This is a genomic window from Streptomyces sp. NPDC020490 (genome assembly GCF_044335305.1).
Lineage (GTDB): Bacteria > Actinomycetota > Actinomycetes > Streptomycetales > Streptomycetaceae > Streptomyces.
Window position 1 is genome coordinate 121,488 of record NZ_JBIRUY010000016.1, and the last position, 14,123, is coordinate 135,610.

Below are 14,123 nucleotides of genomic sequence, written 5' to 3' on the forward strand. Positions count from 1 at the left end.
TCGGTAGGCTCAGTACACCCCCACCCCGCCGTCAACTCCCTCCACACCAAACCCGGGACACCCGCCATGCCGCGACGCCGCACATCAAGTTCGACGGGCAGCTCGACGAGCAGTCCGACGGTCCCGAGGAACCGCACCCCGCAACCCGTGCGCGTGCGGCGGCGCAGCTTCGGGGACTTCGTCAAGGCGTTCCTGGCCTTCGTCGCGTTGGTCGTCCTGGTCGTCGGGGTGCCGGGCGCGCTGGCCGTGTTCGTGGGGTGGCCGTTGCCGCACGGGGCGCCGAAGCTGGAGTGGCTCCAGCGGGAGATCACCGTCTCGACGTTCCTGCACATCCTGACGGTCGTGGTGTGGCTGGCCTGGGCGCAGTTCACCGCCTGCGTGCTGGTGGAGGTCAAGGCGGCGCTGTCCGGCATCGGCGTCCCGGGGCGGGTGCCCGGCGCGGGCCCCAGCCAGCTGCTCGCCCGCCAGCTCGTCGCCGCCCTGCTGCTCGTCGGCGCCACCGCCGCCAGCCTCACGCCGGGGCTCTCGCAGCTCGGGCACGGCCTGGAGGGCGGCCACAAGCCCGCCGTCGCCGCCGCCCAGGCGACCCCGGGACTGTTCGCGCAGCAGCAGGAGCAGGCCGCCGACACCGCCGCCGCCCTCGCCGAGCAGGCTTCGCACGCCGCCGCGCAGGCCGACGGCGGCAGCGGCGCCCGGCAGCACGGCGACACGAAGTACTACCGGATCCAGCCGCCGGAAGGGCGCCACCACGACTCGCTCTGGGAGATCGCCCAGCGCCACCTCGGCGACGGGCGCCGGTACAAGGAGATCTACGAACTCAACAAGGACCGCGTGCAGCCCGACGGCTCCAAGCTGTCCGAGGCCAGCCTGATCCGGCCCGGCTGGATCATGGAGATGCCCGGCGACGCGCACGGCGGCGAACTCGTCGAGATGCCCGACCCGGGCGCCGACGTGTCGCCGGAAGTTCAGCAGCAGATCCACGACTACGCCAAGAGCGGGGATCACGCCCAGCCCGCCGGGCAGCACGGCGGGCAGGTGTCCGTGCCCGAGCAGCGGCCCGCCCCCGACGCGCGGCCCCGCGAGCACGCCGCCCCGGCCGCCGAGCCGTCCGGCCAGGCTGCCGCCCAGCCGTCCGACCACTCCTTCGGGCTTCCCGAAGCCCTCCTCGCCGCACCCCTCCTCGCCGCCGGGCTCCTCGGCGCCCTGGGACGCCGGCGCCGGCAGGCGCTGTGGCAGTCGGCGCTCGGCTCGGCCGGCGGCCGGCGCGGCATGGAGCCGCCCACGCCCACCGGTGACGCCGCCGACGCCCAGGACGCTCTCCTGGTCGGCGCCGACCCCGAGGCCGTACGGCTCCTCGACCGGTCGCTGCGCGGGCTCGCCGCTCAACTCGCCGCAGAGTCACGCCCGTTGCCCACCGTCTACGCGGCCTGGCTCACGGGCGGCGACCTCCACCTCCAGCTCGCCCAGCCCGCCGGGAAGCCGCCCGCGCCCTGGCAGCTCGGGCAGGACCAGACGTTCTGGATGCTGGCCCGCGCCGACGCCGAGCGGTACGAGGACGCCGACACCGCCGCCCCGTACCCCGGCCTTGTCAGCCTCGGCACCATGGACGACTCGCGGCTGCTGCTCAACCTGGAGTCCGTGCCCGGCATCGTCTCCCTCAGCGGGCGCGAGGCCGACCGGGCCGCCGTGTTCGCGTCCGTCGCCGCCGAACTCGCCACCAACGGCTGGTCCGACCGCATGACCATCACCCTCGTCGGGTTCGGCGAGGACCTCACCCCGCTCGCGCCCAACCGGCTGCGGCACCTCGACGGCGTCGACGCCCTGATAGAGACCATGGAGGCCGAGACGCGGCAGCGGCGCGGCGCGCTGGGCGCGGCCGGGCACGACTCGGTGCTGACCGGCCGCACCGGGCCCGCCCAGCACACCCGTTGGGCCCCGCACCTGGTCCTGCTCGCCGCCCAGCCGTCCGCCGAGGACGCCGTCAAGCTCGCCGAACTCGCCGCCGACGCCAGCCGCTTGGGCATCGGCTACCTCGTCGGCACCGAGACCGGCGATCTGCCCGGCGCCGCCTGGGAGATGGAGATCACCGGCGAGGGCAAGCTCCTCGCTCCGCTGCTCGGCCTGGAACTCGACGCCCAGTTGCTGCCGGTCGCCCAACAGCGCGCCGTCGTCGAGCTGTTCGTCGAGGCCGACCCCGAGCACGACCCCGACGGGCCCACCACCACCCCGCCGTTCCTCGTCGACATCAGCGAGCAGGGGCGGCCCGCGGTGTACGCGCGCCTGGTCGGCCCGTACGAGATCATCGGCCTCGACACCCCGGACGGCGAGCGCAGCGCCCTGCTGCACGAGGCGCTCGCGCTGCTGCTGCTGCACCGCGAGGGCGTGCACCCGCGCGTGCTGTCGTCCGCGCTGTGGCCGCGCGGAGTCACCCCGGACGTGCGGGACGCGCTGCTGGAGCGGCTGGGCGCCTGGCTCGGGACCGACCCGGACGGCAGCCCCCGGCTGCGCACCGACGCGACCGGCCGGCTCACGCTCGCCAAGTCCGTCGTCTCGGACCTGGACGTGCTGCGCTCGCTGTACCACGAGGCCACGCAGGGCAAGGGCGTCGACAGCCGGGTCGTGCGCGGCCGGCTGCTCACCGACGCGCTGGTGCTGGTGCGCGGGCCGCTGCTCGCCGACCGGCCCGAGGGCCGCTACCGCTGGCTCACGCACGAGATCGTCGACGCCCAGCTCCCGCTCCTGGTCGCGGACATCGGTCTCGCCCTGTCCGCGTTCCACCTGGAGAAGGACCGTGCGGAGCGGGCCATCGAGGCGCTCGACGCGGCCCTGAACTCCGCGCCGGGCGACGAGCGGCTGTGGCACGAGCTGCTGCGCGCCACCCACGCCACCGGCGACGCGGACAGGCTGCGTGCCGTCGCCGCCGACCTGGTGGGCCGCAGCGGTGCGCGGGGCCTGCCGCCACGCACCGAGGCGCTGCTCGACGAACTGCTGCCGTCGTGGCGCAGCGGCACCGCCGCGGTGGGATGAGACGGCCGGGATGGACACGGCTGTGATGGACACGGCTGGGATGAGCACGGCTGTGATGGGCACGGCCGCGCTGGTCGCCGTCGCCGTGCTGTGGGGCGCCGCGGCGGGGACGTTGCTGCCCCGGGCCGCGTACCGGTTCTCGGTGCCGGCGGGGGAGCCGTGGCGGGCCAAGTGCCCGGGCGGGCATCCGGTCGGAGGCTGGATCGGACCGGCCCGCTGCGGGACGTGCGAACGCGCCGACGCGCCCTACGGCTCCCGGACGCCCGTGGTCGTCACCGCCCTCGTCTGCGCCGCGCTCGCCGCCGCCACCGGTACCCGGCCCGAACTCGCCGTCTGGCTGCTGCTCGCGCCCGTCGCGGTGCTGCTGGCGGTGGTCGACGTGCGGGTGCAGCGACTGCCCGACCCGCTCACCCTCCCGCTCGCGGGCGCCGCGCTCGCCCTGCTCGGCGCCGCCGCGCTCGTGCCGGAGCACGCCGGCGACTGGCTCACCGCTCTGTACGGCGCCCTGGCGCTCGGCGGCGCGTTCTTCGTGCTGTTCCTCATCAACCCCGGCGGCATGGGCTTCGGCGACGTGAAGCTGGCGGTCGGCCTGGGCGCCGTCCTCGGCTGGTACGGCTGGCCGACGCTGATGCTCGGCACGTTCGCCGCGTTCCTGCTGGGGGCCCTGTACGGCGGCGCGCTGGTGGCCCTGCGGCGGGCCGGGCGCAAGACGGCGATCCCGTTCGGCCCGTTCCTGATCACCGGCGCCTTCCTGGGCCTGCTGATCGGGGCGTACACGGCCTGACGTCGGTCGCCCGACACCGCTGACGTAGGCTGGTCCGGTCCGTCCACACCCCTGACGAATCCTGCGAAAGGGACGCCGGTGACCGAGAAGGCCGACCTTCAGCCCGTCCTCGACCGTGCCGCCGCCGGTGGGCGGATCACCCCCGAGGAGGCGCTCGCCCTCTACCGGGACGCCCCGCTGCACGCGCTCGGCGCGGCCGCCGACGCGGTACGCCGGCGCAAGTACGCCGGGACCGAGCACATCGCGACGTACATCATCGAGCGCAACATCAACTACACGAACGTGTGCGTCACCGCGTGCAGGTTCTGCGCCTTCTACGCCGCGCCCAAGGACACCGAGAAGGGCTGGACGCGCGACCTCGACGACATCCTGCGCCGGTGCGCGGAGACCGTCGAACTCGGCGGCACGCAGATCATGTTCCAGGGCGGGCACCACCCGGACTACGGCGTCGAGTACTACGAGAAGCACTTCGCCGCCATCAAGAAGGAGTTCCCGGAGCTGGTCATCCACAGCCTGGGCGCCTCCGAGGTGGAGCACATGGCCCGCATCAGCGGGGTCTCGGTGGAGGAGGCCATCACCCGCATCCACGAGGCGGGCCTGGACTCGTTCGCGGGCGCCGGCGCCGAGCTGCTGCCGGAGCGGCCGCGCAAGGCCATCGCCCCGCTGAAGGAGAGCGGCGAGCGCTGGCTGGAGATCATGGAGGCGGCGCACCGGCTGGGCGTGGAGTCGACGTCGACGATGCTGATGGGCACCGGCGAGACCAACGCCGAGCGCATCGAGCACCTGCGGATGATCCGGGACGTGCAGGACCGCACCGGGGGCTTCCGGGCGTTCATCCCGTACACCTACCAGCCCGAGAACAACCACCTCAAGGGCCGCACGCAGGCCACGATCTTCGAGTACCTCCGGATGATCGCCATCGCCCGCCTCTTCCTGGACAACGTCCAGCACATCCAGGGCTCTTGGCTGACGACGGGCAAGGAGGTCGGCCAACTGTCGCTGCACTACGGCGCGGACGACCTCGGCTCGATCATGCTGGAGGAGAACGTCGTCTCCTCGGCCGGCGCCAAGCACCGCTCCAACCGGCTGGAGATCATCGACCTGATCCGCAAGGCCGGGCGCGTCCCCGCCCAGCGGTCCACCACCTACGAGCACCTCGTCGTGCACGACGACCCGGCGAACGATCCGGTCGACGAGCGGGTCGTCTCGCACATCTCCTCGACGGCGATCGAGGGCGGCACCGCGCACCCCGAGCTGAAGATCCTCGCCTCCAACTGACGTACTCGTGCTGACCATTCACGCGGCGGACGAGGTCCGCCCCAGCTGGGACGAGGGCGCCGAGCCCGTCGAGGACGGCGCCGTCCTGGTGTCGGGCACGCGCGTCGAGGCGGTGGGGCCGTTCGCCGTCCTCCGCGAACGCCACCCGGACGCGCGGGTACGGCGCTGGCCCGGCGTCCTCGGACCGGCCCGCGTCCACGAGGGCCCGCTGCCGGACGCCCCGAGCCCGCGCGAACGCATCCACGAGGTGCTGAAACTCGGCGCGACGGCGGTCACGGAGGAGCACGCCGCCTCGCCCGAACTGCGGGCCGCGGCCGAACGCAACGAGGTGCGCGTACTGCCCGCGGCGCCGGCGCCGGTTCCCCGCGTCGAGCCGGGGGCTCGCGCCGATCTCGCCGTCTTCGACGACACCGGCGCGTGCCTCGCCACGGTGTGTGCGGGCCGCCTGGTCCACCGGCGCCGTTGAGCCTCCGCCGACGGTGCCGCGCCGTGCGGTGCCGTCGACCGTCTGCCGCGCCGTTGTGGCCGGTCGCGCAGTTCCCCGCGCCCCTTCGGGGCGCTGTCGACCTCGCCGTCTTCGACGACACCGGGGCGTGCCTCGTCACGGTGTGTGCGGGCCGCCTGGTCCACCGGCGCCGTTGAGCCTCCGCCGACGGTGCCGCGCCGTGCGGTGCCGTCGACCGTCTGTCGCGCCGTTGTGGCTGGTCGCGCAGTTCCCCGCGCCCCTTCGGGGCGCTGTCGGACCGCAGGGGTTTTCCACCGGACCCGCTCAGCGCGCGAACGCCCTGCCGAAGGCGCCCGAACTCTGCTTCACGCCGCTGCAGTCGGTGGCCGCCTTGCCGGACGCCGCGGCGTCGCCCGGGCACTGCTGGTCCCGGAACGTCGACCACATCGACACCCAGGCGATCTTCTTCTCCTCCGCGAACGACCGCACCTGCGCCGCGTCGGCGAGCGTGAACGTCTCACCGGCCACGTCGTTGACGCCGATCATCGACGTCAGCGCCATGCCCTGCCAGGCGGCCGCGTCGGACTGCTCGAACACCTGCTTCAGCTGCGCGTGCGCGGCCTCGGCGGCGGCGACGGCGTAGTCGCCCATGTCGCCGGTGTACGACGTGCCGTAGTTCATGGTCATCAGGTTCACCGCGGACACCCGCACGTCGTGCTCGTTCGCGGACCGCAGGACCGCCAGGCTGCGGTCGTCCAGGCCGGACGGCATGACCGGGAGGGTGAAGGTGACCTCCAGGCCGGGCCGGTCCTGCTGGAGCTTCGCTATCGCCTGCGAGCGCAGGGCGATCGAGCCGGCGTCGGACAGCTGGTCGCCCTCGACGTCGAAGTCGGCCTTCGAGGTGCCCGCCGCGTCCAGCGCCTCGCCGTAGGCGTCGGCGAGCGCGGCGGCGCTGTCGCAGTCCGACGCCAGTTCCTTCCCGGCGGCTCCGCCGAAGGAGACGCGGACGCCGGCGCCGTTCGCCTTCAGCTGCGAGATCCGGGTCTTCACGGCCGGGTCGCCGATGGCCTGGGTGCCGTTCCACATCGGTGTGCAGCCGCTGCCGGAGGAGAGCACGAACGCCAGGTTGTAGGTCGCCGGGGAGCCGGTGGAGTCGTTCTCCGAGGATCCCGTGGCGCCGACGTACGGGGCGTACCCGTCGGCCGACTCCGTTGCCGGGGCGCTCGCCCGTCCCGACGGCCCGGGCGCCGAGTCCGCGATGCCGTCGGGGCCCGCGGAGCAACCCGCCGTGGCCAGGGCGAACAGACAGGTGAACCCGGCCGCCGGCTTCAGGAAACTCCGCATGGGACACGCACCCTCTCGTGATGTTCGGTCATATGGAGGTCTTCGGTGATCTTCGATGGTCTTCGATGGTCTTCGATGTGCGGGGAATGCATTCCGTGCCTGCCGTCGAAAGCCGCGCGTCCGATGCAGCGCGTCCGATGCAGCGCGTCCGAGCGCGGTCGCCGCCGCAAACGCGGCAACGGGGCCGCCGCAAACGCGGCAAGATCCTCGACGACGGCCCGACCCCCACGTTGACCTGTCCTACCGGCGATGCCCGGGGCGACCGGGAAAGGCGCGGACGCGGCTCGCGCTCGCGGGCGCGGCCGGCATCACGACGACATTGTTCCGGGCACCCTACTCCGCGGAGAAGGACGCCAACGACAGTTACGGGCGGCCCGGTCGGCGGTGTCCGGCACCCGACCGGTCCGCGTGTCCCGCCCGGCGCCGGGCGGCCGGTCCATACCCCGCAGCACGGGTACTCGGAGTACGCCCGGGTGCTCCCACCGACGCCGGGGCGGAGGAGGAGAAGCCTCCGCCTCGGCCCCGGTCCTGAGCGCCGTGTCCGTGCCGCTGTGCCGCTGCTCCGCCGCTGTTCCGCCGCTGTTCCTGTCGCTGTGCGGCCAAGCCGAGGACAGCGGCCGCGCGGGAAGCCCCGGCTCCCGCCGTGACGGCGTACTGCAACAATGGGCGCGTGACCCGCGCATCCCTGGACAAGCAGCCGCACGAAGTTGCCTCGATGTTCGACAACGTGGCCGAACGGTACGACCTGACGAACGACGTCCTGTCGCTCGGCCAGGACCGTCGGTGGCGCAAGGAGGTCGCCAAGGCGGTCGACGCGCGCCCCGCCCAGAAGATCCTGGACCTGGCGGCCGGCACCGGGACGTCCTCGCTGCCCTTCGCGCGGACCGGCGCCTACGTCGTCCCGTGCGACTTCTCCCTGGGCATGCTCCGCGTCGGCAAGAAGAACCACTCGTGGCTGCCGTTCACGGCGGGCGACGCCACGAGACTGCCGTTCCGGGACGACACCTTCGACGCGGTGACGATCTCCTTCGGGCTGCGCAACGTACGGGACTTCGACGCGGCCCTGCGCGAGATGCACCGGGTGACCCGGCCCGGCGGGCGCGTCGTCATCTGCGAGTTCTCGCACCCGACCTGGGCGCCCTTCCGCACCGTCTACACCGAGTACCTGATGCGCGCCCTGCCGCCGGTGGCGCGCGCGGTCTCCTCAGCCCCGGACGCCTACGTCTACCTCGCCGAGTCCATCCGCGCCTGGCCCGACCAGGCCGCGCTGGCCGGGCACCTGCAGAAGGCCGGCTGGTCGAAGGTGGCGTGGCGCAACCTCACGGGCGGGGTGGTCACCCTGCACCGGGGATTCAAAGAGAGCTGACCCCCGGGGACTCAGACAGGGCTGACGACGGCGTGCGGATCGCCCGGCTCGTCGAGCTCGCGCTGCAGCCCGCCCCCGGGCGGCCGCGGCACGCGCGGTTCGCGCACCCCGGCGCCGCCGCCGCCCTCCTGCGGGCCGAAGTCGAACCAGATGTAGACCACGGAGTCCCGCGGCACAGCGCCGCCCGGCGGCGGGGACTGCCGGACCACGTGGTCGACGAGGGTCCGTTGGAAGTCGGGCCGGTCCGGAGCGTGCAGGAGCAGGCCGCACGCAGCCGCCGTCTCGCGGGCGTCCATGGCCATCAGTCCGACCAGCCGCGGCACGCGCACTTCGGGTGTTACGGGCGTCATGTGCACAGATGTCACCCCCAGTGGTACTGGCAGGGTAACTCCGGCCGGGCGCCACCCGGAAGCGCTGCGTGTTTTTCCGTGGCAATCGGTCACACAGAGCGACGAAACGGAGTCGTGGGCCCCGGACCGAGAACGAGGACCGGCGTCACAGCTCCAGCCGGTAGCAGCGCCCCTCCCGCTGCGAGGCCGGCGTGGTGAAGACCTCGGCGAGGCGCATGCCGAGCCGTTCGATCACCGCGATCGAGCGCTTGTTGTCGGACAGCACCATCGCCACCACGCTGGGCACGCCCGCCGCGCGCAGCCGCTCCAGCGTCATCTGCGCGGCCGCGGTCGCGTATCCCTTGCCCCAGTGCTCCCGTCCGAGCCGCCACCCGATCTCGATCTCGCCCGTGGGGCCCCACTCCTGCGGCCACGGCTGCGCGCCGGTGAAGCCGATGACCTGCCCGGACGCGTCGAGCATGGTCCACAGGCAGAAGCCCAGTTCGGCGTCGTGCCGGCGCTGGCGGGCGGTCAGCTCCTCGTAGACCGACAACTCGGCGGGCTTGCCGCCGTGGAACTCCATGACGTCCGGATCGTCGAAGATCCGGTGCCAGGCTACGGCGTCCTCGTCGGTGGGGACGCGCAGCCTGACGACGGGCAGAGCATGGTTCACGGGGCAGCCCTTCAGCCGGTGATCGATACCGCTGAATAGACTGCCCATGTCCCGTGCCCCTCGGCACACAGATTTTCGAACTTGGGGAGATCCCGCCGTGACCGCCGTGACCGAGCCCCACTCCGAGCCCGTTTCCGAGCCCTTCTCCGAGAACACCGCCGATGTGATCGTCGTGGGCGCGGGTCCGGCCGGTGCCACGACGGCGTACCACCTGGCGAAGGCCGGACTCGACGTCCTGCTGCTGGAGAAGACCGAGTTCCCGCGCGAGAAGGTGTGCGGCGACGGACTCACCCCGCGCGCTGTCAAGCAGCTGGTCGCGATGGGCATCGACATCTCCGAGGAGGCCGGCTGGCTGCGCAACAAGGGCCTGCGGATCATCGGCGGCGGTGTCCGGCTCCAGCTGGACTGGCCCGACCTCGCCTCCTTCCCCGACTACGGCCTGGTGCGCAAGCGCGACGACTTCGACGAGCAGCTCGCCCGCAACGCCCAGAAGGCTGGCGCCCGCCTCTACGAGCGCTGCAACGTCGGCGCCCCGATCGTCGACGACCGCACCGGCCGCATCACCGGCGTGCACGCCAAGCTGGGCGAGGAGAAGCGCCCGGTCACCTTCCACGCCCCGCTCGTGGTCGCCGCCGACGGCAACTCCAGCCGCCTGTCCCTGGCGATGGGCCTGCACCGCCGCGAGGACCGCCCGATGGGCGTCGCGGTCCGCACCTACTTCACCTCCCCGCGCCACGACGACGACTACCTGGAGTCCTGGCTGGAGCTGTGGGACCGCCGCGGCCCCCAGGACCGCCTGCTGCCCGGCTACGGCTGGATCTTCGGCATGGGCGACGGCACCTCCAACGTCGGCCTGGGCGTGCTGAACACCTCCGACTCCTTCAAGGAGCTGGACTGGCGCGAGGTGCTGAAGGCGTGGTGCGCCTCCATGCCGGAGGACTGGGGCTACACGCCGGAGAACATGACCGGCCCGATCCGCGGCGCGGCCCTGCCGATGGCCTTCAACCGCCAGCCGCACTACACCAAGGGCCTGCTGCTGGTCGGCGACGCCGGCGGCCTGGTCAACCCCTTCAACGGCGAGGGCATCGCCTACGCCATGGAGTCCGGCCAGCTCGCCGCCGACGTCATCGTCCAGGCGAACGCGCGGTCCACGTCCGGCGGGCGTGAATTCGCCCTCCAGCGCTACCCGCGCGTCCTCAAGGACACCTACGGCGGCTACTACACGCTCGGCCGCGCCTTCGTGAAGCTCATCGGCAACCCGAAGGTCATGCAGATCGCCACCCAGCGCGGCCTGACCCACCCGCTGCTGATGAAGTTCACCCTCAAGCTCCTGGCGAACCTCACCGACCCCACGGGCGGCGACGCGATGGACCGCATCATCAACGGCCTGAGCAAGGTGGCGCCGCGTTCCTGATCACAGAGCCGGCGATCACGCCCACGGCATCGGTCTCGTTCGAGCGGGCGAGGCGCCGGGGTGCACGAACCGCGAGCGCCGCGGCAGTCCGGCTCGCGACGCTGCTGCGGCGCTGCTGCGGCGCTTCCCGACGCGCGAGGCGCTGCTCGACGCCCGGCTCCGCACGAGCTTCACGAACTGACCGCGGACGGGGCGAGCTTGAGACGTCGATCTCGCCCGAGGACGCTCTCGTCACGTGGGTGCGCGACCGCGCCGACCGGACGACCGAGGAGCAGGGCGTGACCGCTCGCCCGTGCCGGGCCGCGGGCCGGCACGGACCGACATCGACGGCACCGGTCTGTTCACTCTGACGGCCGCCCTCGCGTGGCTCGGCGATCAGCCCTCGCTCGCGTCCCGCGTCGACCGCCCATTCGAGATCGGCGCGAGCGCGATCCTGACGAGTGCGGGGAGCGGCCGCGCGGATGACGCCGCGTAGTGGTTCTTGGCCGAGTGTCATATGGCGCTCCATAAAAGCGGGGCAATTACGGATCACCGTTTCGGTTTCTTTCGTGGAGGGTGACTTCCAATCGGAAACCGACATTCGAGTGGGCGAGTAGTGGATGGTTTCGACCGGCTGAGTGCTTTCTCTGATCTGCGTGTCGCGGCTGAGTATGCGCTGCGGCTCTGTCTCATGGGGGCGTGACCTGCTGCTTTAAGGCGGTGCTGTTGATTACCGCCCGGTCCCGACACTCGCTCCGGTGATTGTTATGTCGTGTTCCGTGGGTAATGTCGCGTTCCTGGACAGGGGTTTCCCTGTGGTTCGAAGGAGGATCGATCAGTGAAAAGCATTGTTCGGGCCGTGGCGACCACGGTTCTGACCGCGGGGGCGGTGGTCGTGCCTTTGTCGGTGTCGGCGGCAGCCGTTCCCGGACCCGCTGCCCGCGGCCCCGTCGTGGTGGCGGGGGCAGACATTGTGGTGCGGTCGGTGCAGTGGTGTGACAGTCACCGCTCGCGGCACGATCGCAACGAGTCAGGCTGGGGTTGCTCCCGCAGCAGCCATCTTGAGTGGGTGAAGGGCCGCCACCGTCATCATCACCACGACTGGTCCTGTGACCGGCGGAGGCGTGGATAGTCCGGCAGCCGCACAGAGCGCCGTCCGCCGCCACATGACAGTGGCGGCGGACGGCGCCTGCTTGTGCGGTGGGATTGCACCGCTTCGCGGTGCGGTCGCTGCACGCGGTGTGCTGCCGGTTTCACGCGGCCGACTGCGGCTGCGGTGCCGGTCGGCACTGTCGCGCTGTGGGGAATCAGCGGCGGTAGATTGTCAGGACCGAGCCATTGATTTCAATACGCCGCCTGCTGAGTTGTTCGCCGCAGCGCAGGGCTGTGAGGCAGCCACGCAAAGCGGCCATCTCTTCCCGGTCGAGAACCGCCAAGGCCATGTTCATCACGTCGGCCAGAGCGGAGGCGGTGCTGCACTCGTGGAGTTCTTCCGAGAGCAGGATCACCGGTTCTCCCGTCCTGCCCCGGACGACGGCTGTGGTGGACGATCCCTGAACGACGAGCACATGCACCCCTCCCCCGAAACCTTGGCGGTCCAACCTGCTCGGCTCGGGCAGAAAGAGAGGATAGCCATAAAGTTTCGCTCTTTCATCTCTCCCGGACGGAATTATCCCGTGCCCGTGGGTTCTTGAAAGGACGGCGGGCGTGCACGCGCGTCCGGGAACGGGGCAGTGACAGGTGAAGAGGCCTCTGTGCGCGGCCTGTTGCTCGCTTCGGGCCCGTGTCGGCGGATCCGTGAACCACGGGCGTGCGAATGTTTGTTTTGTTTTTCTGTCTGCTGCGGGGACGGCTTTCGCGGTGTGGGCCGTCGGGACGGCGCGCGTGGGGCCGGCGCCGCCAGTCGGGGGACGATCGCCGAGACCACGGTGAGCGCCGAGCGGGAGTCGGTGGCCGCGCCGCGTGTCGCCCGGCCGCCGTCCCCGAGTGCCGGCCTCGTCTTCCGCGTCCCTGCCGCAGCGGCCTCGTCTCCATGGCCTGCCGGGGGCTGTGCCGACCTGCCCTGTCCGTCCCTGTCCGTCCCGGCTGTGTTGTCCCTGCCTGGTTCCGTTGACCTGAGCTGTGTGTTCTGGGGCGTTCGGTAGGTGTTGGGCCGTGTTCTGATCTGACATGTCTTTTGGTGTTAAAGGAGTTGCCTGGGTGGTTTGCGTAGCGTCGCGACGTCCGCTAATGTCCGGAGCCTCCGGACAAGACGTCCGGAGACTCCGGACAGCGGTGTGGGTGCCGGGCCTCTGTATTCCGCGGGGGCTCTGGTGTCCGTGCCGTGCTGGAAGGGCGTAAGCCGGGCTGTTCCTCGGCCCGGTGGCGCCCGTGGGCGGCTTCCGCGCGGCCTGGCTCAACAGGCGCGCGGGTGGCTGTTCATTTCCAGGCGGGTGCCGACGGAAAGTCGGCACCCGCCCCGGAGCGGAATCGATGGTGGCTGCGTGCGGGTGGACGGTGCAGGGCCGTTGACCACGGCAACCGTACCCGGCTCAGGCCGGGCCCATCGGTTCCACATTCCTTACGTGCGATAGAAAGGCGTTCTTCGTGAACATCGAACAGCTCGAGGGCGAGTCCGCGCAGCTGCTGCCCGGCCGTGAGGCGCTGGGGAAGTTCTCGTTCAACCTCACCCGGATCACCAACGTCACGCGCAAGGCCGCCTACGTGGACGCGCACAACGAGTCGCTGGCGGCCAACCAGCTCTCGCCGTTCGCGGTCGCCCAGTCCCAGGCCACCCAGGCCATCGGCATCTCCCAGTAAGCATCTGGGACACCGCATCCGGTAGCGCGTTTCCGGTGCCGCACTCGGGACTACAGCCGGGTGCGGCACCCGTACCCCAGACGGTATCGAGCTCGGTGTCGCTGTCGGCGTCGGAGCCGGGTGTCGCCGTCGGTGCGGTCGTCAGGACCGCATCCGGGATGCCGCAGCCGGTGTCGTAGGCGGCGTCGCAGCCGGTGCCGCTCGAGGGCACCGCAGTCGGTGTCACATCTGGGGTGCCGTGGTGCCGTGTGCTGTATGGGGCGAGTTGCCTGCCGGGCCGGTGCCCGCCGGCCCGGCAGGCGTCCGTCTGCCCGGGAAGGGTGTTGTGGCCCTGCGGGCGAGGCGGTCTCCGTTCGTGTCATTGACAAGGAAATGAGGGCTTTCGTGAACTTCCACGAGCTTGAGGAAGAGTCCGCGCAACTGCTGCCCGGCCGTGAGGCGCTCGGGAAGCTGAAGTTCAGTCTCACTCGGATGACCCGGGTCACGGCCAAGACCGTGGATGTGGCCGCGCACAACGAGTCGCTCGCGGCGAACGACGTCTCGCCGTTCGCGGTGGCGCAGTCCGAGGCGGCGCAATCGGTGTGTATCCGCCAGTAGCCGGCCGGGCTTCGTCGGGTTGTCTGTGACTGCACCGGGTGCGGGCAGGTCCGCGTCCCGGGGGGAGGAATGTGTGACGGTGGCCGGT

General features: G+C 71.7%; 12 protein-coding genes. 8 read left to right on the top strand and 4 right to left on the bottom strand.

Features of this window, described 5'->3' with window-relative positions; translation table 11 throughout:
- The first annotated feature begins 66 nt into the window (after nucleotides 1-66).
- The 4 genes from ACH4ZX_RS18835 (at nucleotide 67) to ACH4ZX_RS18850 (ending at nucleotide 5,555) form a co-directional block, all read left to right on the top strand.
- A complete protein-coding gene (locus ACH4ZX_RS18835; RefSeq protein WP_398273520.1) occupies nucleotides 67-3,027 on the top strand; it encodes a BTAD domain-containing putative transcriptional regulator in 2,961 nt (986 codons plus the stop codon).
- Between the two features lie 55 nt (nucleotides 3,028-3,082).
- Nucleotides 3,083-3,811, top strand: coding sequence for a prepilin peptidase (locus ACH4ZX_RS18840; RefSeq protein WP_398273665.1), 729 nt, complete (start codon nucleotides 3,083-3,085; stop codon nucleotides 3,809-3,811).
- Nucleotides 3,812-3,889: 78 nt separating this feature from the next.
- Nucleotides 3,890-5,089: a cyclic dehypoxanthinyl futalosine synthase gene (gene mqnC, locus ACH4ZX_RS18845; protein ID WP_398273522.1), complete on the top strand. Its 1,200-nt coding sequence runs from the start codon at nucleotides 3,890-3,892 to the stop codon at nucleotides 5,087-5,089.
- Between the two features lie 7 nt (nucleotides 5,090-5,096).
- The gene (locus ACH4ZX_RS18850; RefSeq protein ID WP_398273525.1) at nucleotides 5,097-5,555 is read left to right on the top strand and encodes an imidazolonepropionase-like domain-containing protein; all 459 of its coding nucleotides are present in this window, start codon (nucleotides 5,097-5,099) and stop codon (nucleotides 5,553-5,555) included.
- Between the two features lie 303 nt (nucleotides 5,556-5,858).
- On the opposite strand, the gene ACH4ZX_RS18855 is transcribed toward ACH4ZX_RS18850, so the two are convergent.
- Nucleotides 5,859-6,878: a chitinase gene (locus ACH4ZX_RS18855; RefSeq protein ID WP_398273527.1), complete on the bottom strand. Its 1,020-nt coding sequence runs from the start codon at nucleotides 6,876-6,878 to the stop codon at nucleotides 5,859-5,861.
- A gap of 670 nt (nucleotides 6,879-7,548) precedes the next feature.
- Here ACH4ZX_RS18855 and ACH4ZX_RS18860 point away from each other — a divergent pair.
- On the top strand, nucleotides 7,549-8,244 hold the full coding sequence (locus tag ACH4ZX_RS18860; protein WP_398273530.1) for a demethylmenaquinone methyltransferase: 696 nt from the start codon (nucleotides 7,549-7,551) through the stop codon (nucleotides 8,242-8,244).
- Nucleotides 8,245-8,255: 11 nt separating this feature from the next.
- On the opposite strand, the gene ACH4ZX_RS18865 is transcribed toward ACH4ZX_RS18860, so the two are convergent.
- Together ACH4ZX_RS18865 and ACH4ZX_RS18870 are read right to left on the bottom strand one after the other, a co-directional pair.
- Nucleotides 8,256-8,594 (bottom strand): PASTA domain-containing protein, encoded by a 339-nt coding sequence (locus tag ACH4ZX_RS18865; protein WP_398273533.1) that lies wholly within the window; start codon nucleotides 8,592-8,594, stop codon nucleotides 8,256-8,258.
- A gap of 145 nt (nucleotides 8,595-8,739) precedes the next feature.
- Entirely contained in the window at nucleotides 8,740-9,294 is a 555-nt protein-coding gene (locus ACH4ZX_RS18870) for a GNAT family N-acetyltransferase (protein ID WP_398273536.1), read from the bottom strand.
- 49 nt (nucleotides 9,295-9,343) lie between these two features.
- Between ACH4ZX_RS18870 and ACH4ZX_RS18875 the strand changes: the two genes are divergently transcribed.
- Complete coding sequence (locus ACH4ZX_RS18875; RefSeq protein ID WP_398273539.1) at nucleotides 9,344-10,660, top strand: geranylgeranyl reductase family protein; 1,317 nt, start codon at nucleotides 9,344-9,346, stop codon at nucleotides 10,658-10,660.
- Nucleotides 10,661-11,946: 1,286 nt separating this feature from the next.
- Here ACH4ZX_RS18875 and ACH4ZX_RS18880 read toward each other — a convergent pair.
- Nucleotides 11,947-12,147: a hypothetical protein gene (locus ACH4ZX_RS18880; RefSeq protein ID WP_398273542.1), complete on the bottom strand. Its 201-nt coding sequence runs from the start codon at nucleotides 12,145-12,147 to the stop codon at nucleotides 11,947-11,949.
- Nucleotides 12,148-13,225: 1,078 nt separating this feature from the next.
- Between ACH4ZX_RS18880 and ACH4ZX_RS18885 the strand changes: the two genes are divergently transcribed.
- A complete protein-coding gene (locus ACH4ZX_RS18885; protein ID WP_398273544.1) occupies nucleotides 13,226-13,438 on the top strand; it encodes a hypothetical protein in 213 nt (70 codons plus the stop codon).
- A gap of 384 nt (nucleotides 13,439-13,822) precedes the next feature.
- Complete coding sequence (locus tag ACH4ZX_RS18890) at nucleotides 13,823-14,035, top strand: hypothetical protein (protein WP_398273547.1); 213 nt, start codon at nucleotides 13,823-13,825, stop codon at nucleotides 14,033-14,035.
- Nucleotides 14,036-14,123: the final 88 nt, after the last annotated feature.